The organism is Streptococcus oralis (genome assembly GCF_003943395.1).
GTDB lineage: Bacteria > Bacillota > Bacilli > Lactobacillales > Streptococcaceae > Streptococcus > Streptococcus oralis_BF.
On the sequence record NZ_RJPJ01000008.1, the window covers coordinates 24,216 to 44,733 of the forward strand.

The window sequence follows — 20,518 nt, forward strand, 5'->3', positions numbered from 1 at the left end:
TTTAAAACAAAATCAAACAATTTTTGACACTCAGTTAAATATTATAAAAAAGTTCCTTTTGTAAGGAACTTTTTTACTTATAATTAAAGATTCCCCCTGCCAACTTATCAGCTAGTTTAGGAAAGAGGGTATAAAACTTATGGGCTAGGTTCAACAAAACTGGGAGATTGAGTTCCCGTTTGTTTTTTCCTATGGTTTTGACAATCTTTCTAGCGACTGCATCTGGTTCTAAGAGAAAGCGATCAACCGACTTGAGGTAGGTCCCATCTGGGTCTGCCTGGTCAAAAAATCCTGTGCGGATTGGGCCTGGATTGACCGTCGTTACATAGACACCGTAAGGCATGAGTTCGAGGCGCAGAGCATTTGAAAATCCAATAGCCGCAAATTTGGTCGCTGAGTAAAGGCTAGACTTGCTAGTCGCTATCAAACCTGCCATACTGACGATATTGATGATATGGCCTTTTCGGCTTTCTTTCATACGAGCTGCAAGACGACGAGACAGATTCATCAGAGCAAAGGTATTGACCTTAAACATCTGGTGAATTTCTTGATTAGAAATCTGGTCGAAATCTTCAAATATTCCATATCCAGCGTTGTTGATCAAAACATCAATCTTTCCATAACGGAGATAGAGGTCAGCTACCAGAGCTTCTAGGGCTGAGTCATCAATAATATCGATTTCAATCAATTCCACATTAGAATGATTTCCATATAGTTGAGCTAGTTTTTCCTTGTTTCTACCTAGTAAGATGAGTTGGTCATTGGGCAAGAGTTTGACCATTTCTTGGGCTAAGCCACCGCTAGCACCTGTAATGAGAATCGTAGACATATTTATCCTTTCTCAATCTTCTAAATTTCCACTTCTTCCAAGTCTTTGACCACATGAACATTTTCAAAAACAGTTGCTGCATCTTTCTTGAGCTGACTGATATCTTTTGAGAGGAAACGAGCACTGATATGATTGAGCAAGAGGCGCTTAGCACCGGCTTCTGCTGCCACTTGTGCTGCCTGCATATTGGTTGAGTGACCGTGATTGCGAGCAATTTTTTCATCTCCCTTGCCATAAGTCGACTCGTGAACCAAGACATCGGCGTTGACAGCTAGACGCACACTGGCATTGGTTTTTCGGGTGTCTCCAAGAATAGTAACTACCTTGCCAGGTCTCGGTGCTGAGATATAGTCTGTCGCCTTGATTTCAGTTCCGTCTTCGAGAACAACATCCTGACCGTTTTTGATTTTTCCAAAAAGCGGGCCGAACGGGACACCAGCAGCCTTGAGTTTTTCAGCATCCAGCGTTCCTTCCAAGTCCTTTTGCATGACACGATAACCAACACAGAAAATAGTATGGTCCAGCTCCTCTGCATACACAGTGAATTTATCGGTCTCAAGGATTTTGCCTAGAGAATCTTGGTCAAACTCATGGAAATGAATTTTATAAGGCAGACGAGAACCTGACACACGTAGACTGGTTAAGACAAAGGACTTGATCCCTTGAGGTCCATAAATGTCCAAATCTGTCTGCTCTTCATTGGCCTGAAAAGCACGGCTGGAGAGAAAACCTGGTAAACCAAAAATGTGGTCTCCATGCAGGTGGGTGATAAAGATTTTGCTGACCTTACGTGGTCGAATTGTGGTTTCCAGAATGCGATTTTGCGTTCCTTCTCCACAGTCAAAGAGCCAAACTGCGTTAATCTCATCCAAGAGTTTCAGGGCGAGACTTGAAACGTTGCGGGCTTTAGAGGGCTGACCAGCCCCCGTTCCTAAAAATTGAATATCCATTCGATACTTTCTAATTAATCAATATATAACATGGCTGTGCGATTTTCCGATCGGAAATAAGGCTTGCCAGAAAAAGCAACAGCTTCTTGTAGTAAATCCTCTTGGCTATAACCTTTGAGACGTGTGCGACCATCTGCTAAACTTTCCAAGTCTGTCAAGGCTGTGAGACTTTCCACACTAACAACTTCCTCACCTCCGACAGGCTTCATGTAAATCTTTCCAGACTCCTCAAAAACTAGTTGATGGGGGAAAATTTGCGCAATCTCAAAAAGTAAGTCATCCGAGATTCCCTCTTCATTTTCAGAGAAAATCCGCCCCAGTCGCTCACTCTCATAGCAAAATCCAAAGGATTTACCCGACAGGTTAAGGCGAATAAAGGGCTTGCTTTCTAGAGTGAAACTTGGCTCAGCATTGTAGAGGTTCAGTTCCTGACTGAGTTCTGCAAAATAATCCGTCGCAGCTTGAGGACTCTTTTTCTGGTAGAGTTCAGCAAAGTAGGCATTGACTACACTCGGAGGAGGAGTGATAAGTGCCAACTGCTCTTGTTCTGTTTTGCCAGCTAGAAGTTGATCCAGATAGACCTTATCCAGACTTGTATAACCTCCATACTTTAGAGCCAAGGTTTTAATATCAGTCATAAAATTCTTCTAACCTCCATTTATTTTTCTCCGAAATGTAGCCTGTGATCACTTCTCCATCCTCTTGATAGTCACGAACTTCAAGAATCGCCACACTTTCCAAATCATGAATCTTGTAGGACTTAGAAAAAGGCACGCGCAGGGTAAAGGGTTCGAAAATATCCTTGATCTTTTCCAAAAACAATGCTTGCAGCTGCTCACGACTATCCTCAGACTTGGCAGAAATGAGGGCATACGGCGTTTGGGTAGGCGTGAAATCCTCCACCAAATCCGCTTTATTATAAAGGGTCAGGCGAGGAATATCCTCCATATCCAAGTCTTTCATAATAGACAGAACCGTTTTTTCATGCTCCTCGTGATAAGGATTGCTGGCATCAATAACATGAACCAGAAGGTCAACATGCTTGCTTTCTTCCAAGGTTGACTTGAAACTGGACACCAATTCTGTTGGCAAATCTTGGATAAACCCAACCGTATCAGTCAAGGTAACCTGTAGATTGCCCACCAGATGGATACTCTTAGTCGTCGCATCCAGAGTCGCAAAGAGCTCGTCCGCTTCATACTGGATCTTACTGGTCAAGGTATTCATGATGGTTGATTTCCCAGCATTAGTGTAACCAATCAAACCAATCTTAAAGGTGCTAGACTCCAGACGTTTTTCTCTGACTGTGGCCCGATTTTTCTCAACCACCTTGAGCTGACGCTCGATATCCGTGATTTGATTGCGAACGCTACGACGGTTCAGTTCAAGTTGGCTCTCACCTGGTCCACGGGAACCAATTCCCCCTGCCTGACGACTAAGCATAATTCCCTGACCGACCAAGCGTGGCAAGAGATATTTGAGCTGAGCTAGGTGGACTTGGAGTTTTCCTTCATGGCTTCGAGCCCTCATGGCAAAGATATCCAAAATTAGCTGCATACGGTCAATGACTTTGACACCGAGAATTTCCTCCAAATTGACATTCTGCCTTGGTGTCAGACGGTTGTTGACAATAACAGTTGTGATTTCTTCCGCATCTACCATGAGCGCAATCTCTTCCAACTTACCAGAGCCAACAAAGGTCTTAGAATCATACTTTTCACGTTTTTGTCTGTAACTATCTACTACGACTGCCCCAGCTGTCTTAGCCAGACTGGCCAACTCTTCCATGGAGAGGTCAAAATTATCCATGCCCTGCAGTTCCACACCAATGAGCAGGACTCGTTCCTCTTTTTTCTCCGTTTCAATCATTCAAAAACTCCTCAATCTGGCTTAGAATGCGGTCCTTCACTCCAGACTCTCCTATCTGATAAAAGGTCACCTGCATGCGATTACGGAACCAGGTCAACTGACGCTTGGCAAAACGACGCGTCGCCTGTTTGAGACTCTCGCTGACTTCCTCCAGAGTCTGCTCCCCACGGAAATAAGGAAAAAGTTCCTTGTAGCCAATGCCTTTGGCAGCCTGCACATCTGGATAATGGTCAAAAAGCCACTTAGCCTCATCCAAAAGCCCAGTCTCAAACATCAGATCCACTCTGTGGTTGATACGCTCATAGAGTTGACTGCGTTCATCATCCAGGCAGATAATCAACGGTTCATACAAGGACTCTTGATTTTCCAAATCCTGAGCAAAATGGGCGATTTCCAAGGCTCGCATAGCACGACGACGGTTAAACTGGGGAATTTCAAGATTTGCTTGCTCCACAAGATAGGCTAATTCTTCATCTGAATAAGGCTCTAAACTAGCTCGATAGGCTAAAATCTCCTCATGGGGCGTCTCTCCACCCAGATGGTAGCCTTCCAGCAAGCTCTGGATATAAAGCCCTGTTCCACCAGCAATAATAGCTAGTTTTCCTCGACTTTGAATGTCCTCTATAGCCTTTTTAGCTTCTGAAACAAAATCAAAAGCCGAGTAAGACTCGGTCACCTCCCTGACATCAATCAAATGATGAGGAACAGCAGCTTGCTCCTCTGGGCTAGCCTTGGCCGTCCCAATATCCAGCCCTCTGTATACTTGCTGACTGTCACCGCTAACTACCTCTCCACCAAAGCGCTTGGCTACTTCAATAGCAAGGGCTGTCTTTCCAACAGCAGTCGGTCCAACAATTACAATTATTTTTATTTTCATCTTTTTTCCTTGAAAAATTCCCATTTTTTCGTTACTATTATTATATCACAAAAAGGTCAGTCAGAAAAATGCTACCACTTGAGGAGCTAGGCTGATCGGGAAGATAAAGGAGGAAGACTCATGGCTAAAGGATTCGCTAAAGGTCTTGTAACAGGTGTCGCAGGAACTGTCGCTGCCGTTGCAGGTGCAGTATACGCAATTAAAAAGAAAGTGATTGAGCCAGAAGAGCAAAAAGCAGCTTTCATCGAAGAAAACCGTAAAAAAGCAGCTCGCCGTCGCGTATCACATTAAGCAACAAAAGAAGTTGGGGATAAACTTAATTTGAGGAGAATGCCCAATAAATATTTCCACAATAAAACACATAGTATCAGGTATTCAAAAAACTGATACTATGTGTTTTTTGATTTCGACGACTTTTAACCCATACTTTATAATTAAAAAGTAGAAATCGAATTGATAAATAAAGTATGAATCTATATTACGAAAGTTAGACAGAAAATTTCATGATTGAGGTGTAAATTAAATATGTTTGCTACTATTCTTTACTTATATTATTCATAAAAAGGCAATATTGAATCTATTAAATTTACAATATCAGATTTTGTAATAACGTATATATACACAATGATGTTAACTGTCATCCAAATGCAAACAATTCGCGTACTAATAATTTTACAAATGAACGAGACATACTTTCCTCTTTTTATTGATTGTCACTGAGACAAATTAATTACTTTGTCGTATTGTGCAAGTGTCTCCTCATCATAATGGTGGATTACCTCAACCAAGGTTTGTGGAAGGGTTAATAAGATATTTGAAATTTGTTTTGAATTCACTTTATCAAGATTGGCTTTAACCTCGTCTGCCAAAATCAGATCACTATTATGATACAAACTGCGAGCGATTTCTATACGTTGCTTTTCCCCACCAGAAAGATGATTTCCATAAAGAAGATGTCCCTTTAAAAATTCTAGATTTACTCGATTAAGAATCAGGTCCATCTTTATATTATCCATCGACTCTCCAAGGGTAATATTCTCCTCAAGTGATAAACCATCAAAAATATAGGAATCTTGTAAAATATAAGAAGCTGATTTGGCAACTTGCTCTTGATTTAAGATCTGACCAGCATAAGTCACCTTCCCCAAATCTGGAGATAGTTGCCCATAGATGAGGTTAAGTAAGGTTGACTTACCACAACCACTTGCACCTATTAGAGCAATTTTTTCTCCTTTTTTAATTTCAAATGATAGATTTTCAAAAAGTATATTATCTTCAAAACTTAAACTGACGCAATCAACTAAGATAGGAAAAAGTGATGTTGAAGACAGGTCATCTGTTTGTATAATCGCATCTTGAAGTAGAAAATCATAACGATTCCTAAGCTGCTTGCTTGATTTATAGGTATTGATAAAATATGACAATTCATTGAATTGATAGCCTATGTTATGAGATACTAGATAAATTGCAACAAAACTAGCTCCTGACAAATAATTATAATAAGTCATTATACCACCGATAATGATGGGAACTACCGAACAAAATGCGTCAATACTATTAATGAGAATATTATTAATCGTACGTTGTTGTTCATAACGAATGTCCTGATCAATTCTCTTCGACAAGGCTCTTCTGAAAAGAGAATAGAAGAAATCCATAGCACCGTAATTTTTAATCACACTCTCTCCACCAATGATATTCGTTGTCTGAGACAAGTACTCCTGATTCGACGTCGCTTTTTCCTCAGAAATAAGGGCTAATTTTTTACTACCTATACCACTACAGAGTGCAGGCATAGAGTAAAAAAAGATAAATATCCAGCCCAACCAAAAATTTGTTGTCAATGCATATACAATGGAAACTATTGTAAAACCAACTGAGGAAATAATAATGACTGCTGGTTCGAGATAAGACGTTTCTAATTGTTTGACATCGTTTTCAAGATTGGATAGGATATCCTCTTTTTTACTATTTTTATTATATAGAAAATGCTCAAACAATTTATATTTCATGATCCAAGTGAAATCTGCTACTAACTTGGCATAATAATACCTTTTCCCAGCCAATCCAATAAGAATAAATAAATTACCAATTATACCTACAGTAAGGGCTATCCATAAATCATCCAGAATCTTCTTCTCAAAACTGGCTATAATCATCGATACCAAGGTTGGTGTGATGATAGCCTCTAACCACGTAATAGCAATGAAAATAAAATAGAGCACCAAATGTTTTTTTGTGATGAACTTTTTAAGCATATCTAATGAACCTTTCAAAATTGTTAACTAATTTTGTTAAACGCTCTTTATCCTTACTCAATTCAATAATTTTATAAATACAGTATTCCATTAAATCTTGTTTTTTACACTCAATAAATTTTCCTTCTTCAGAAATAATTGATGAATAGCCATCAATCATATTTGCGACACATTCCATGCACATTCCTCTACACCAACAATCTTTACACTTAGAAAAGTTATCCTTATTATTGAATTGTGTAACTTTATCACTGCTATGGGTCCCCCAAAATCTAAAGCAAGATTTAGTTGATCCATCAACATCAAATGTTATTGTTGTTTCTGGATCAATATCATCACAAAACGATTCTATCTTACTTTTAAAAATCATTGAAAGTAGCACATCATAAACAATCGGGCTAATGTAGTTTTTAACATTATTATTGATAATATCTTCGAATGACTGATCGATAAATGTTTTTCTATTTTCTTCAGTCATTTCCATTTCTTTAACTATTAGAATTTTATTTTTGCTAAATACATTATTGATATTAAATCTAACACCCATATCAGTAAAATATCTATAGATATCCCCTTTTTGAAATCCAAGTATTTGATGCATCCGCGTGTAAGTAGAAGCGACTTCAAAATTTTCGTAATCTATTTCTTTTAAATACTGAATAAAATTCAATGTTCGTCTATGACTTCCCTTGCCTCTTAACTTATCGTGAATCAATTGTGGGCCATCAAGGCTAACTGTTAAAAAAGGATGATAATTGTTAATCATCATTTCAACTTTCTTATTTAGGATGGTACCATTTGTCACAGTTTCAATTTTTTGAATCTCAATATTTTTAGATAGCTTTTCAATAATATAAACAAACAAATCAATATTTAAAAACGGCTCGCCTCCAAAAAGGATTAATCTCTTTATACATTGAATTCTGCGAGAGACTAGCTGATCAATAATTTTATCTGCTGTATCAATATTCATCAGTTGATTCATCATTCCGTAATTACCACCATCAGCATAGCAGTATGTACATGAAAGATTACAGTTATTTGAAATATTGATTACTACTTTTTTTAAAATATTATAATCGTTTTCTTTTTTGATATTATTATTCAAATCATCTATTGAAGTTGATAAAGTAAAGGTTTCAGAATTAAAATAAAGAGTATCAGATTCTGTAATAAATGCTTTTAACATAATTATTCCCCCTATATAACATAGAGAGGGAATAAAAATCCCTCTCACAATAAAAATAAGATAGTCGTTACCGACCTCCACCACAAGAATGACTAGGGCCGCAATCATGAATAACATAGGCTGATTTATTGGCTAGTAATTCTTCCAAATCGATAATTTTGAGATTATCCATTTTATTGTCCTCCTTTATTTGATGATATGATTATATCATTCAATAGTTCAGTCAAAATTTCTTTCCCATATCTGCTTGACGACTGTCCTCCCCTAAAACTTTTTTTAAATGTCCTTCATAAATCTTTGCTAAGTGGTTACTGCCTGCTAATTTTATTGCTCCAATACATTTTTTCATTTCAATAATTGCAATCTTATTTCCGTTTTTTTGATAGCGATAAAGGTTTTGAGCATAGAGAAAAATGAGTCTTTCATAAATTTCTGTCTCGATAAAAAAGCATTGTTTCAATTGTTTTTCAAAATACAAAGCATCCATAAACTTTTTCTTTTCAATACAGGTAATATAAGCATTAAGCAACATGGTTGAAATCAGGCGTCGATTAATAGGAATTTCTTTATAAAAATCTGATCGTCTAGACATTTCTCTTGCTAAAACCATAAAAACATCATGTTTTAGAACATCCAAAGTATTCATGAAAATCAACAATTCATAATATCCCCAATATTCAACACCAAATAGATAATCGGTTAAATCATCCAAATCTGTTTCATTATAGTATTTTTCTCCCGATAAATCCTGAAGGCGAATTTTAACTAAAATGGTATTTATATGATGAAATTTCTCTCGTTTTCCTTCATTTTCCATTTGAGATATCAACAATCTCTTCATCCCTTCAATGTCGCGAGTCGTTACACATTTCCTAACCTGAGCTAATAGTTCATTTAGTTCATCACGATGAAAATCATGAACGGCATACATAAATTCATCAATTGGCATGTTAATTTCATTTAGAATATGTATAAACTTTGAAATGGTTAAATCCGTTTCTCCTTTTTCGAAACGTGAAAGCTGAGATGTTGATATACCAGCCTTCGTGAGATCCTTTAACCGCAATCCTCTTGATTCTCTAAACTTTTTAAAAATTTCTCCAAAATTTTTCATTCTGAACCTCCATCACGCATATATGGGAATATATTTTATTCACCCCAATAATAACATATAATAAAAAAAAACAAAAGTGAGGATTACACATGAAAAACAAAAAATATTACCACTCCTACTCTTTTTACTAGAAGGAATTATTATTATCGGAGTTGGATAATCTTAATTTCTAAGGAGAGTTTTGCCTAGACTGCTCAGCGATAAGTACTGCTGAGCGCCGGCTTATAGTTTGGAGGCAGGTAATGTACGTAACAGTCAGGTATTGCCTGCCCTCTTTAGCTAGATAGAAAACATCAAACTTTCTTACATTATCGCGAATTCCAGTTACAAAACTCCCATTAAACTTAAGTTCTTACTGAATTAAGACATCACTCCTATCTCTCCTTACACTCGTCCTAGCATGCTTAGTCCGAAAAAGTTTAACTATAGTCAGCACAATGACTCCTATACCTGTCTTAAAAAGGCTTTTCGCTAGACCACTACAGTTGACGAAAAGCCTGCTTTTGCAGATTATAAATTTGAACTTTATCCTCATAAATTACAACATAAGAAAACACCTCATAAGTTAGATTTTTCTGTCTAACTTATGAGGTGTTAGTCATAGAAGGATATTTACATTTTTCTTAAATAGCCAAATCAAACTTCAGCTGTGGCTTAACCGGATTATAATCAACCAACTCAAAGTCCTCCGCTCTGATATCAAAGAAATTGGTCCCATCAGGAACATTTAAAACCAAGCGTGGTTGGCAGTTTGACGGCTCACGACGGAGCAATTCCTCAGCTTGTTCAAACTGATTATCATAGATATGAAGGTTGTTGATAAAATAGAAAAACTTCCCAACCTTCCATCCGAAATGCTTGGCAATCATCATCTGTAGAGCCACATACTGCATAGCATTGATGTGGTGTGCAACCAGCATATCATTCGAACGCTGGGTCAAAGTCGCATCCAGATAGATTTCCCCATCTACTCGACGGACATCAAACATAGTCTGAAAGGCGCATGGAAGAAGGCCGTCTGTCTCCTCAAAAGCTTGGTAATCCCAGAGAGAGATGATATTGCGACGGTTCCAAGGATTGGCTTCCAACTGCTTGAGAATCTTGTTGATGATGTCGTGTTTCTTAACGACCGCCCCATAGCGCTCACCGATGGTTCCTGTATCTCCCACTTCCCAGTCATTCCAGTAGTGAACATTGTACTTGCTATTTAGCACTTCTAGGCTATTAGACTGGTCTTGATAGATCCAAAGTACTTCTTTGATGGCGGATTTGATTGCAATGGGACGCAAGGTCGTGATGGGAAATTCCCCCTTGGCCAAGTCATACTCTGCAAAGGCACCCGTTACGTACTTGGAGTTGGCAACAGTCCCATCTTTGTACTTGGGACGAGCCTGCTCAGAAAAGACACCGTCTTTGAGGATTCGTTCAATATTTTCTTTAAAAATCGTATCTGCTTTTGTCATTACTCTCACCTCATTTATTGTCTTAACTAGTATAGCATAAAAAAGAAAAGAGGAACATTACTAACTCTAGGTTAGCATTTTTCCTCTTTTATTATTTTATTGCAATACAAGTGATGCTGCTCCGATAACTCCAGCGTCATTTCCTAGAGTTGCAAGAGCCAATTTAGTGGATGTACGTACTTGTGGGAAGGTATTTTCATCATAGACTTTTTGAACACCTTGGAGAAGGAATTCTCCTGCAGCTGAAACTCCACCACCGATAACAATCGTTGATGGGTTGAGGATTGAGCCGATATTAGCACAAGTGATTCCCAAGTAACGTGAGAAGTTACGGTAAACGATCAAGGCAAGGTCGTCCCCTTCTTTTGCAAGGTCAAAGACAGTTTTGGCAGTTACTTCTTCGCCGTCATCAATCAAGCGTTTCAAGGCTGCATCGCCTTCGTATTCATCTGCATATCGACGAGTCAAGTTGACAATCCCTGTTGCAGAAGCAACTGTCTCAAGACAACCCTTCTTACCACAGGTACATGCGATTGGTTGGTCAAAGTCAACAGTGATGTGACCAAGCTCTCCTGCCGCACCAGCAACACCGTGGAGCAGTTTTCCTTCAGCGACGATACCACCACCAACACCGGTACCAAGTGTCATAAAGACAACGTCCGGTTGGTTGTCACCAGCACCCATCCAGCGCTCACCAAGAGCAGCTACGTTGGCATCATTATCAATGAAGAATGGAATACCCAAGGCTTTTTCAATCTTTTCTTTAATTGGTTGAAGGGTTTTCCAGTTTAGGTTGTAGGCACCGATAACAGTTCCTTTTTCACGGTCAACCACACCAGGTGATCCCATCCCAATCCCTAGGAAATCCGTAGCTGACAATCCAAGCAAGTCCAAACGATGCTGAATAGACTCAATCATATCATCTACGATATGGCTTCCCTCGTCCAAAATATTGGTCTTGATAGACCATTTTTCTTGGATTTCTCCCTCTTGAGTTAAAATTGCAAACTTGACAGATGTTCCACCAAGGTCAATCCCAATAATCTTTTGACTCATCGTCTTCTCCTTTTTAATTGAAAATGCTTACAGATATAGTATAACAAAATCGTCTGTTTTGTGCAAAGGTTTGCGTTGTTTCCCTAGAATTTGTTTGCTTTATGGTTTCCATAAACCAGAAGCATCCACATAGTAGCGACCACCATCAACCCACTCATTTGTAGCCATCTTGCCATCTGATTTGAGGTAATAGTTCCCTTGCCAAGTGTTTCTAGCATAAACACCATTGGATTTTAGGTAGTACCATGCTTGATAACTGGTGTCATAAACCCATTCACTTGCTGCCATCTTACCATTCGACTTGAGATAATACCACGATTGGTAATAGGAATCATATAGCCATTCACCTGCTGCCATCTTACCATTTGACTTGAGATAGTAGCTACTCTGCCAAGTACTTCTCGCATAAGAACCGTCGGATTTTAGATAGTACCAAGATTGGTAGCTAGCATCATAAATCCACTCGCTGGCTGCCATCTTGCCATCTGACTTAAGGTAGTAGCTACCTTGCCAAGCATTCCTAACTGCATGCCCATTTTCAGCAAAATAATACCAATAGCCGTCCTGTTTAACCCATCCGCTAGTCGCGACACTGGATTGTGAACCCGACTGGCGTGGTTTAAAGACTCCCCGAGGTGCATTTGCACGTTCACAAGCTATCCCATCACCATCACGATCTAGTTTAGATGAGTATCCAGGCTCTCCTTTATGAATATCAGAATAACCATTTTCCCATGCTTCTTTACAACTAGAAAAATGAATATTTTCTTCTGCGGTAACCGATTGAGCAAACAAACCTAAAACTGGAAAGACAGTAAAAATCGCTTTCAGCAAAACTGTTTTTTTCATTATTTTCTCCTTTTTTGATATCGCTTTCGCTTTTATTTTACCAGACTTATTCCAGCAATTCAAGGAAACTTCTGGTCGTTTCTACAAACTCCTTTGGTTTTTCCTTATTCAAGACATGAGGGCCGTCTGGGATAATATGAAATTGAGATTCTGATATTAGGTTATGAAGACTTCTCATAGAACTAAGATTCGGTTTATCTTTGCTGCCACAAATTAACAAGCTTGGATAGGGACAATTCCGTACAACCTCCCTTAAATCAAGTGTTTTTAATTCTTCGGAAACACCAACCATGAGCGCTTTGTCTGCTCCCTGCTTTTCAAAAAAACTTTTTGGAAGTAGTTTGGAAATTATCAACTGGATTTTAAACAAGATATTACCTGCTAGTTTCACTGGACAGCCTGACAAGACCAAACCTTGAAGATTTGGCAAATCGTAACTTGAAAGCTCTAGTGCAAGAGTAGCACCGAGGGATAAACCGATTAAAACAAAATGTTTCTTCTCCTCTGATAGGTATTTAGCTATCCGTTTTTTGGCTTCCTGATAAGAACGAACTCCCACAGGAAACAATTCAAGGGCCTCAGAAGGATGATTGGCAAGTAGATCCTGAACTTCCTTCCAGCTTGCGGCTGTCTGACCTAAGCCATGTAAAAATATCAATTTCATTTATTTTTCCCTCAATTCCAACTCATACAAGCCTCTGACTGCATTACAGCCATAGATAGTTTCCGCTTGGTCCAAGTCTGGCACAGTCAAGACTTTCTCCTCTACCTGCCCTGTTTCCAGCAAATACTGACGATAGATTCCTGGCAAGATGCCAAGATTGATAGGCGGTGTATAGAGCTTCCCAGCGATTTTCAGAATCAGATTTCCAATAGAGGTTTCCAGCAATTCTCCTGACTTATTGTGGTAAATCTTCTCTTGTTCCCCTAGACTTAAGTGTGGTCTATGAGTTGTTTTAAAGTAAGTAAATGATTGATTCAAATCAGCTTCCTGTAGGTAAAGTTTGGCTTTGCAGAAGGTCGGACTAAGGGGTGTTAAGATTTGGCGACTGATTCCTATCTCTCCAGATTTGCTGAGACTAATTCGCAAACGGTAGTCTTGATTAATATCACAAACTTTGCACTCTTCCTCTATCTTTTGTCTCAGGTTTTCTGGATCAAAAGGATAGGCAAAATATCGACTCGCCTTTGTCAGTCTTTCCAAATGTTGATCTTCAAACTGCAATTGTTTTTGGCTGATTTTCCCAGTTGTAATCAATTGGAAACGTGCTTGTTTACGATAGAGTACAGCTGCTTTTTGATGAACTTCTCGGTATTCAGATTCCCAAGTACTATCCCAAGTAATCCCTCCGCCAACTCCATAGACGGCTTTCCCTTGATGCAGTTGAATGGTCCGAATGGCAACATTGAAAATCCGTTGTCCATTTGGAAGCAAGAGACCAATCGTTCCGCAGTAAACTCCTCTGGGTTGGGGCTCCAAGTTCTTGATGATTTCCATGGTCGCAATTTTGGGTGCACCCGTTATGGAACCACAAGGAAAGAGAGAGCGAAAAATGGCAATCAAGTCCACATCTGCTCGTAACTGACTCTTGATGGTCGAAGTCATCTGCCAAACGGTTGAATACTGCTCCACTTGACAAAGACGTTCCACATGTTCACTTCCAACTTCAGAAATACGGTTCATGTCATTGCGCAAGAGATCCACAATCATCATATTTTCAGAGCGATTTTTAGGATCTTGCTCCAACCAAGCTGCCTCTTTCAAATCTTCATCGTCAGTCACTCCCCGCTGGGTTGTTCCTTTCATCGGGCGAGTCGTTAATTCCCGGTCATTTTGCTCAAAAAAGAGCTCTGGACTCATGGAAATCACTGCCATCTCATCGTGCTCAACATAGGCGTTATATCCCGCCTCCTGCTCTACCACCATACGATTGTAGATAGCAAAAGGATTGGCACTTAGGTCTTGCTTGAGTTGGACAGTGTAATTGACCTGATAGGTGTCCCCCTGACGCAAATGATGGTGAATCTGGGCAATAGCCTTTTCATAGTCTGCTTCAGACGTTACTTCCTGCCACTTTGAAGGCAGATCTACTTCCTCATAAGTCAGAGGAATAGGGGATGTTTCCACCCTATCGTGAACGGTAAAGTAAAGCAAATACTCGCCCAGTAAAGGAGCGGTGTGAACTGCTAATTTCTCCTCAAAAGCAGGTGCAGCCTCATAGCTGACATAGCCCACCACATAATAGCCTTGCTCTTGGTAGCTTTCCACCTGTGCCAGCAGGTCCGCCACTTCTGCTAAATCTCTCGTTTTTAACTCTTTGATCGGCTGGGTAAAGGTGTATCTCTCCCCCAAAGCTCTAAAATCAATCACTGTTTTTCTATGCATACCTTTAGTATAGCACAAAATAACCGACCTAGAACAGCTAAATCCAGCTTTGTTCACTGATTTCTATGACGAAAAATCTTCTCTAAACCTCTTATTTTCTACTTTTGGCAATTCTCCATCAGATAGCATCCCTTCTTCTTGTAAAAGATGGTCTTGTTTGGAGTACTTTGCACAAGAATTCAACAATAAAAACAGAGAGAGTCTTGGTTTCAATACCCTTACTCTCCCTGTCTTTTACTGTTCAGAAATTAAAAATTGATTTGAAGTTTTAATGATGTTTACCGTTTCTTTGACATCTAAATTATCCGTGAATAGAAAATGATGTTTCTCACTATTTTTAGCTAGAAACTCATTTCTTGCTTGGATTGATAAATTGCCTGTTCTCTCAATTTCTTTTCGAGAAGAATCTCTATCTTTCAAGGTTTCTTCTTGAGCCATTAGGACACAATATTTTAGCTTGATTTGTTTTTCTTTTAAAAAGGTGGCAATTTTCTTCAGTTGATCATCAAATATGACATACTCTATCACGACGGTAATGCCTCGGTCGATGAAATTATTGGTCAGACTGATGATATTATCCCAGAACAAATCCACGTAAAATCCATTATCTTCCCAAGGAGCTACGAGACCTCCTTTAATCATTAAGTAAATCATATCCCCCTCTATAACTGCACTTTTGTCAAAAGAATAGGCCAACTCTTTGCTGACAGTGCTCTTTCCAACGCCTGGGGGACCTGAAATGATATAAACACAATTTTCCAACTTTACCCTCTATATACTTGAAATATCTCTCTAACTTATGATCATTCTCCGCCCACTTATGACTTTCTTATGAAGTCTTCTGGATACTGTGCACGCGCACCCCCGATGAGTTTGGGACGGCTAGCGAGAGCGGTTACATGGGCATGTCCAATCTCACGCAAAACTGGTCGAATCGGAACCTGCACATGCTTGACATGCATGCCAATTGCGGTATCTCCGATATCCAATCCAGCATGAGCCTTGATGAACTCCACCTCAACAGGGTCTTTCATAACCTTAAAGGCAGCTAGCTGACCCGAACCGCCTGCATGAAGAGTCGGAAGGACGCTGACGATTTCTAGACCAAACTGCTCTGCCACCTGACGTTCAACGACTAGGGCCCGATTAACATGTTCACAGCCTTGAACAGCTAGATGAGTTCCTCTTTTCTCTAGAATATCTAGGATGGTTTTCACAATGATTTCCCCAATTTCTTGGCTGGATTCCTTGCCAATCTGGCCCCCTAAAACTTCGCTAGAGGATAGACCTAAGACAAAGAGACTTCCTTCACGCAATCCTATCTTTTCCAAAACATCCTCAATTACCTGCTGTGTTTCTGTTTGAATTTTACTTTTGTCCATCACTCTTAACCTCATTATTCTCCTACTATCATATCTTTTTTTAATGATTTTATCAAGGCGAACTGAACAATCTGATTTTTAATAGTAAAACTCCCAGAATTGACTGGGAGCTAACTTGATTCTATTCTATTTATGTATATTTCAACTATCGTCCCTTTTTCGGGTGCAGAATTGATCTTCATCTGGTAATTATCTCCAAAATGAAGTTTGAGTCGTTGGTTGACATTTTGTAGGCCAACTCCCCCACGTTTGAGGTTACTCTGACTACTGTCGCCAGCAGCTTGGAAGCCAACACCATCATCCTCAATGCGGATGACTAGTCCTGAATCCTTTTTCTGAACAGAGACTTTAATATGGCCCTGACCTTCCTTCTCCTTGATGCCATGGTAAAGAGCATTTTCTACAAGAGGTTGCAACACCAACTTGGGTAAGACTAGGTTATCAAAAGCAGGTTCTTCATCAATCTCATACTCCAGCTTATCTCCGTAGCGTTGTTTCTGGATAAAGAGGTACTGGCGGACATGATTAATTTCATCAGAAAGAGAAATCAAATCCTTTCCTTGATTGAGCGCTAAGCGGAAATAAGTTGCCAAAGATTTGGTCACCTGAACCACTCGCTGACTATCCTGAAACTCAGCCATCCAGATGATAGTGTCCAAGGTGTTATAGAGGAAATGGGGGTTAATCTGGCTCGACAGTGCTTGAAGTTCATACTGCCGGGTCGCTTCTTCCTGCCTGCGAATAGCTACCATCAGCTGATCAATCTGATCCAACATGGCATTAAACTGGCGAGTCACTTCTCTCAGTTCATAGGCGCCAGCCTCCTTGGAACGAAGATTTTGAGTCCCAGAAGCAATTTCCAGCATGGTTTCTCTTAGGTCCTTCAAAGGAGCAATCCAGCGTTTGAGACTGAACCACACCAAGCAGAGACAGGCAAGAAGAGATAAGGCACTAGCACCAAGCAAGGTCCACATGAGTTGACTCCGAACCTGGTCTAACTTCTCCAACGAAGACACGCCTATAACCGTCCAATCAGTTCCTGCAATCTGTTCCTGACTGACGTAGGATTGGTGATCCAGCGTATAGCCCTGCCCCGTCTCAATGTAGGGTTTCATGGCCTCCATTTCACTTGCTGAGCTATAGACAGTACGTTTAGGATGGTAGACAAATTCATGATTTTCATTGATGATAAAGGCAAAGCCCTGCTGGCCCAACTGGAGTTGGTTGAGATAGGCTTCCAGAGTTTCATAGGAAATATCCAAACGAAGTACGCCAAGATTGGCCCCCTCTGCATCAACAAGTTCTTGAGTGACAGAAATAACCCACTGACTATCTGATTTACGAGCTGGGGTTAAAACTGGCTTAGCTCCCTGATGAATAGCCTTTTGGTACCAATCCTCAGACATCATATCTGAGGAAGTTTTCATCTGCACACTGTCATCTGTAGAAATGACCTGACCGGATTTGGTGACCAGAACCATCGTTTTCAAGTCCTGGTCTGCCTTTAGGATAGTCAAAAACAGATCTCGGATTCCCTTGGCTTGGACTTGGTTAGGATTCTCAGCATAGGCTAAGACATCCTTCTGCTGGGTCAAACTGGTAGAGGTGGTTTCTAATTTTTTGATATAAGACTGAATAAAGTGGCTAGTTTGGCTAATGGTCGTTTGGCTATTGCCCTCGATAGTAGCCTCAATGGCTGATGAACTAGATTGATAATAGAAAGTCCCAACCACAGCTAGTAGAATGAGAAAGACCAGAAAGATGGAAATAACCATTCTGACTAAAAGAGAAGAACGCTTCATCGGCCTTCTCCCTTCTTAAACTGACGAGGTGTCACACCTGCAATCTGTTTAAAACGTTGAGTAAAGTAGTTCATATCTTCAAATCCAACCTTTTCGGCTATCTCATAAATCTTTAAATCCGTGGTCAGAAGCAAGAGCTTGGCTTGTTTGACACGCTCTCTCACCAGATAATCCTGAAAAGGCAAGCCCAATTCTTTCTTAATCAAGGAGCTCAGATAAGTCGGACTAAAACCCAAGTCACTAGCCAAAGACTTTAAACTAAACTGGCTATCAGCCAGATGGGACTGGATTTTCTGGGCAATATTTCCCTCAAACTTATCGGTTAATAAATCTTGTAACTGCTCTTCTTTTTCTTCCTTGTCCAACTTTTGCTTGATTTTCCCTAACATTTCCTCAATATCCTGACGCGAAAAGGGCTTGAGCAGGTAATCATCCACACCGAGTTTGACAGCAGACAAGGCATAATCAAAGTCATCGTAGCCAGTCAAAAAAACCAAATGCACCTGAGGATAGGTTTCTCGGACCAGACTGGCCAACTGGATGCCATTCAGCTGAGGCATGTTGATATCAGTTAAAATGATATCTGGCACCTGCTTTTGAATCAAATCCCAAGCCTGTCTTCCATTTTCAGCCTGACCGATGATTTCCATATCGTAGGCTGCTACATTGACCAGCTTTCTCAAACCTTGTCTTACCAGATACTCATCTTCTACGATTAAGATTGTGTAGGTCATGCTCTACTCCTTTACCACTTACTAGTATCAGTATAGCAAAATTCTCCTCTAACTGCTTAGGAAAGACTTCTTAATCTACATAATCTAGTAAATAAGCATAGCCCTTTTCTGCCATTTGGTCTTTGGGAATAAAGCGGATAGAGAGACTATTGATACAGTAGCGTAAGCCCCCCTTGTCCTCTGGTCCATCCGTAAAGACATGACCAAGGTGAGAATCTCCAACTCGGCTTCTTACTTCCATGCGCGTCATATTGTAAGACTTATCTTCCTTGTAGGTGGCAACATCTGGACTGATTGGTTGGGTGAAACTAGGCCAACCACAACCAGACTCAAACTTGTCCTTTGATGAAAAGAGGGGTTCGCCAGTGGCGACATCCACATAGATACCAGATTCAAATTTATCCCAGTAGCGGTTTGAAAAAGCTCGTTCTGTTTGATTTTTCTGGGTAACTGCATACTCCTCAGGTGACAAGGTCTTTTTCAACTCTTCATCGCTTGGTTTAGGATATTTGCTGGCATCGATGACGGGATAGGCAGCCTGATTGACATTGATATGACAGTAGCCATTTGGATTTTTCTTGAGGTAGTCTTGGTGATAATCCTCCGCCACCACAAAATTCTTCAAGTTTTCCTTTTCAACTGCCAAAGGTTGGTCGTATTTCTTAGCCACCTCATCAAAGACTTGATTGATTACCTCTAAATCCTTCTCATCTGTGTAATAAACGCCAGTACGGTACTGAGTACCCACATCATTTCCTTGTTTATTTTTGCTGGTTGGATTGATAATGCGGAAGTAATGAAGCAGGATTTCCTTGAGGGAAATTTGCTTGGCGTCATAGGTGACATGGACAGTCTCTGCATGTCCTGTTTGGTTAATCAATTCGTACTTGGTTGTTTCCCCTCTACCGTTTGCATAGCCTGAAACGGCATCTGTCACTCCGGAAACGCGTGAGAAGTATTCCTCCACTCCCCAGAAACATCCCCCAGCTAGATAAATTTCGTGCAAGTCTGCGTCTTTGTTAATTTTTGTTTTTTTCATTGTTTTTTCTCCTTGGCTAACTGATGCTTTCTCAATTTGCGAACTATCTGTCTGCCCTGCATTTCGCATCAATAGAAAATAAAAACCGGTTAGGGCTAGGAGAATGACCCCTGCCAAGACAAAAAGTTTTATTTTATCATTCATGGACTTTCTCTACCCCATTTCCTTTAATGTTTTTAAAATCATATCCTTATCCATAAAACCTGGTTGCGTTTTGACCAGCTTGCCTTCCTTGTCTATAAAGGCTTGGGTTGGGTAAGAACGGACACCATAACTTTCCAAGAGTTTACCTGATGGATCAATTAGAACTGGAAAATTTTTATAATCTAAGCCCTTGTACCAGTTTTTAAAGTCAGCTTCCGCTTGCTCACCCTTGTGACCAGGAGACACCACTGTCAAGACCACATAGTCATCACCAGCTTCTTTAGCAATTTCATCCGTATCTGGAAGGCTGGCTAGACAGATGGAACACCAAGAAGCCCAGAATTTGAGATAGACTTTCTTGCCCTTGTAATCAGACAAACGATAGGTCTTGCCATCTACACCTGTTAGTTCAAAATCAGCGACTTCCTGACCTTTAGTCGCAGTTTGCGAGCTGACTTGTTCTGTTTTGGATTGCTCCTTCATAGTAGACTCGTCTGACATGTTTTTTGCCGAACAGGCTGCCAAGCAACAGACTGAGCCTACTCCAAGGAGACATGTTTGCCATTTTTTCATTTCT

At 40.1% G+C, this 20,518-nt stretch carries 21 protein-coding genes; 1 reads left to right on the top strand and 20 read right to left on the bottom strand.

Annotated features, from left to right (window positions below; translation table 11 throughout):
- Positions 1–73 precede the first annotated feature (73 nt).
- Genes D8802_RS07000 through miaA form a run of 5 tightly spaced genes read right to left on the bottom strand, consistent with a single transcriptional unit; the run spans position 74 to position 4,525 of the window.
- On the bottom strand, positions 74–829 hold the full coding sequence (locus D8802_RS07000) for an SDR family NAD(P)-dependent oxidoreductase (RefSeq protein ID WP_125395302.1): 756 nt from the start codon (positions 827–829) through the stop codon (positions 74–76).
- 20 nt (positions 830–849) lie between these two features.
- Positions 850–1,779 (bottom strand): ribonuclease Z, encoded by a 930-nt coding sequence (rnz, locus tag D8802_RS07005; protein WP_125395303.1) that lies wholly within the window; start codon positions 1,777–1,779, stop codon positions 850–852.
- Positions 1,780–1,793: 14 nt separating this feature from the next.
- A complete protein-coding gene (locus tag D8802_RS07010; protein WP_125395304.1) occupies positions 1,794–2,417 on the bottom strand; it encodes a cystathionine beta-lyase in 624 nt (207 codons plus the stop codon).
- The gene (gene hflX / locus D8802_RS07015; protein WP_125395305.1) at positions 2,410–3,648 is read right to left on the bottom strand and encodes a GTPase HflX; all 1,239 of its coding nucleotides are present in this window, start codon (positions 3,646–3,648) and stop codon (positions 2,410–2,412) included. The genes D8802_RS07010 and hflX overlap by 8 nt, the downstream gene beginning before the upstream one ends.
- The gene (gene miaA, locus D8802_RS07020) at positions 3,641–4,525 is read right to left on the bottom strand and encodes a tRNA (adenosine(37)-N6)-dimethylallyltransferase MiaA (protein ID WP_125395306.1); all 885 of its coding nucleotides are present in this window, start codon (positions 4,523–4,525) and stop codon (positions 3,641–3,643) included. Before miaA ends, hflX begins: the two co-directional genes overlap by 8 nt.
- A gap of 120 nt (positions 4,526–4,645) precedes the next feature.
- On the opposite strand from miaA, the gene D8802_RS07025 reads away from it, so the two are divergent.
- Positions 4,646–4,816, top strand: a complete 171-nt coding sequence (locus D8802_RS07025) for a DUF3042 family protein (protein ID WP_001051782.1) — start codon at positions 4,646–4,648, stop codon at positions 4,814–4,816.
- A 422-nt stretch (positions 4,817–5,238) separates the two neighbouring features.
- Here D8802_RS07025 and gggC read toward each other — a convergent pair whose 3' ends face one another.
- The 15 genes from gggC to D8802_RS07095 all read right to left on the bottom strand — a co-directional run bounded on the left by gggC (position 5,239) and on the right by D8802_RS07095 (position 20,514).
- Positions 5,239–6,783 carry a streptosactin export ABC transporter GggC gene (gene gggC, locus D8802_RS07030; protein ID WP_000913380.1) on the bottom strand — a complete coding sequence of 515 codons (1,545 nt, stop codon included), beginning with the start codon at positions 6,781–6,783 and terminating at the stop codon, positions 5,239–5,241.
- Positions 6,776–7,972 (bottom strand): streptosactin maturase GggB, encoded by a 1,197-nt coding sequence (gggB, locus tag D8802_RS07035; protein WP_000909921.1) that lies wholly within the window; start codon positions 7,970–7,972, stop codon positions 6,776–6,778. Before gggB ends, gggC begins: the two co-directional genes overlap by 8 nt.
- Before the next feature lie 67 nt (positions 7,973–8,039).
- Positions 8,040–8,144, bottom strand: coding sequence for a streptosactin (gggA, locus tag D8802_RS10525; RefSeq protein WP_000369345.1), 105 nt, complete (start codon positions 8,142–8,144; stop codon positions 8,040–8,042).
- A gap of 51 nt (positions 8,145–8,195) precedes the next feature.
- The gene (locus D8802_RS07040; RefSeq protein ID WP_045616868.1) at positions 8,196–9,086 is read right to left on the bottom strand and encodes a helix-turn-helix domain-containing protein; all 891 of its coding nucleotides are present in this window, start codon (positions 9,084–9,086) and stop codon (positions 8,196–8,198) included.
- Between the two features lie 623 nt (positions 9,087–9,709).
- Complete coding sequence (locus tag D8802_RS07045; protein ID WP_125395307.1) at positions 9,710–10,549, bottom strand: thymidylate synthase; 840 nt, start codon at positions 10,547–10,549, stop codon at positions 9,710–9,712.
- A gap of 96 nt (positions 10,550–10,645) precedes the next feature.
- A complete protein-coding gene (locus D8802_RS07050; protein ID WP_125395308.1) occupies positions 10,646–11,605 on the bottom strand; it encodes an ROK family glucokinase in 960 nt (319 codons plus the stop codon).
- A 99-nt stretch (positions 11,606–11,704) separates the two neighbouring features.
- Positions 11,705–12,454 (bottom strand): excalibur calcium-binding domain-containing protein, encoded by a 750-nt coding sequence (locus D8802_RS07055; protein ID WP_125395309.1) that lies wholly within the window; start codon positions 12,452–12,454, stop codon positions 11,705–11,707.
- Between the two features lie 46 nt (positions 12,455–12,500).
- A complete protein-coding gene (locus D8802_RS07060; RefSeq protein WP_125395310.1) occupies positions 12,501–13,118 on the bottom strand; it encodes an alpha/beta fold hydrolase in 618 nt (205 codons plus the stop codon).
- The gene (gene pabB / locus D8802_RS07065; RefSeq protein ID WP_125395311.1) at positions 13,119–14,840 is read right to left on the bottom strand and encodes an aminodeoxychorismate synthase component I; all 1,722 of its coding nucleotides are present in this window, start codon (positions 14,838–14,840) and stop codon (positions 13,119–13,121) included.
- 234 nt (positions 14,841–15,074) lie between these two features.
- Positions 15,075–15,602, bottom strand: a complete 528-nt coding sequence (locus tag D8802_RS07070; protein WP_125395312.1) for an AAA family ATPase — start codon at positions 15,600–15,602, stop codon at positions 15,075–15,077.
- 56 nt (positions 15,603–15,658) lie between these two features.
- Positions 15,659–16,222 carry a TIGR01440 family protein gene (locus tag D8802_RS07075; protein WP_125395313.1) on the bottom strand — a complete coding sequence of 188 codons (564 nt, stop codon included), beginning with the start codon at positions 16,220–16,222 and terminating at the stop codon, positions 15,659–15,661.
- Between the two features lie 110 nt (positions 16,223–16,332).
- Positions 16,333–18,024, bottom strand: coding sequence for a cache domain-containing sensor histidine kinase (locus D8802_RS07080; RefSeq protein WP_125395314.1), 1,692 nt, complete (start codon positions 18,022–18,024; stop codon positions 16,333–16,335).
- Positions 18,021–18,758 (bottom strand): response regulator transcription factor, encoded by a 738-nt coding sequence (locus tag D8802_RS07085; RefSeq protein WP_125395315.1) that lies wholly within the window; start codon positions 18,756–18,758, stop codon positions 18,021–18,023. The genes D8802_RS07080 and D8802_RS07085 overlap by 4 nt, the downstream gene beginning before the upstream one ends.
- Positions 18,759–18,828: 70 nt before the next feature.
- On the bottom strand, positions 18,829–19,941 hold the full coding sequence (msrB, locus tag D8802_RS07090; protein WP_125395316.1) for a peptide-methionine (R)-S-oxide reductase MsrB: 1,113 nt from the start codon (positions 19,939–19,941) through the stop codon (positions 18,829–18,831).
- 9 nt (positions 19,942–19,950) lie between these two features.
- Positions 19,951–20,514, bottom strand: a complete 564-nt coding sequence (locus D8802_RS07095) for a redoxin family protein (protein WP_125395317.1) — start codon at positions 20,512–20,514, stop codon at positions 19,951–19,953.
- Between the last annotated feature and the right edge of the window lie 4 nt (positions 20,515–20,518).

What these genes read in the sequence shown, in the direction of transcription:
- D8802_RS07000 (WP_125395302.1), bottom strand. Translation starts at nt 829, where the DNA reads ATGTCTACGATTCTCATTACAGGTGCTAGCGGTGGCTTAGCCCAAGAA.
- rnz (WP_125395303.1), bottom strand. Translation starts at nt 1,779, where the DNA reads ATGGATATTCAATTTTTAGGAACGGGGGCTGGTCAGCCCTCTAAAGCC.
- D8802_RS07010 (WP_125395304.1), bottom strand. Translation starts at nt 2,417, where the DNA reads ATGACTGATATTAAAACCTTGGCTCTAAAGTATGGAGGTTATACAAGT.
- hflX (WP_125395305.1), bottom strand. Translation starts at nt 3,648, where the DNA reads ATGATTGAAACGGAGAAAAAAGAGGAACGAGTCCTGCTCATTGGTGTG.
- miaA (WP_125395306.1), bottom strand. Translation starts at nt 4,525, where the DNA reads ATGAAAATAAAAATAATTGTAATTGTTGGACCGACTGCTGTTGGAAAG.
- D8802_RS07025 (WP_001051782.1), top strand. Translation starts at nt 4,646, where the DNA reads ATGGCTAAAGGATTCGCTAAAGGTCTTGTAACAGGTGTCGCAGGAACT.
- gggC (WP_000913380.1), bottom strand. Translation starts at nt 6,783, where the DNA reads ATGCTTAAAAAGTTCATCACAAAAAAACATTTGGTGCTCTATTTTATT.
- gggB (WP_000909921.1), bottom strand. Translation starts at nt 7,972, where the DNA reads ATGTTAAAAGCATTTATTACAGAATCTGATACTCTTTATTTTAATTCT.
- gggA (WP_000369345.1), bottom strand. Translation starts at nt 8,144, where the DNA reads ATGGATAATCTCAAAATTATCGATTTGGAAGAATTACTAGCCAATAAA.
- D8802_RS07040 (WP_045616868.1), bottom strand. Translation starts at nt 9,086, where the DNA reads ATGAAAAATTTTGGAGAAATTTTTAAAAAGTTTAGAGAATCAAGAGGA.
- D8802_RS07045 (WP_125395307.1), bottom strand. Translation starts at nt 10,549, where the DNA reads ATGACAAAAGCAGATACGATTTTTAAAGAAAATATTGAACGAATCCTC.
- D8802_RS07050 (WP_125395308.1), bottom strand. Translation starts at nt 11,605, where the DNA reads ATGAGTCAAAAGATTATTGGGATTGACCTTGGTGGAACATCTGTCAAG.
- D8802_RS07055 (WP_125395309.1), bottom strand. Translation starts at nt 12,454, where the DNA reads ATGAAAAAAACAGTTTTGCTGAAAGCGATTTTTACTGTCTTTCCAGTT.
- D8802_RS07060 (WP_125395310.1), bottom strand. Translation starts at nt 13,118, where the DNA reads ATGAAATTGATATTTTTACATGGCTTAGGTCAGACAGCCGCAAGCTGG.
- pabB (WP_125395311.1), bottom strand. Translation starts at nt 14,840, where the DNA reads ATGCATAGAAAAACAGTGATTGATTTTAGAGCTTTGGGGGAGAGATAC.
- D8802_RS07075 (WP_125395313.1), bottom strand. Translation starts at nt 16,222, where the DNA reads ATGGACAAAAGTAAAATTCAAACAGAAACACAGCAGGTAATTGAGGAT.
- D8802_RS07080 (WP_125395314.1), bottom strand. Translation starts at nt 18,024, where the DNA reads ATGAAGCGTTCTTCTCTTTTAGTCAGAATGGTTATTTCCATCTTTCTG.
- D8802_RS07085 (WP_125395315.1), bottom strand. Translation starts at nt 18,758, where the DNA reads ATGACCTACACAATCTTAATCGTAGAAGATGAGTATCTGGTAAGACAA.
- msrB (WP_125395316.1), bottom strand. Translation starts at nt 19,941, where the DNA reads ATGAATGATAAAATAAAACTTTTTGTCTTGGCAGGGGTCATTCTCCTA.
- D8802_RS07095 (WP_125395317.1), bottom strand. Translation starts at nt 20,514, where the DNA reads ATGAAAAAATGGCAAACATGTCTCCTTGGAGTAGGCTCAGTCTGTTGC.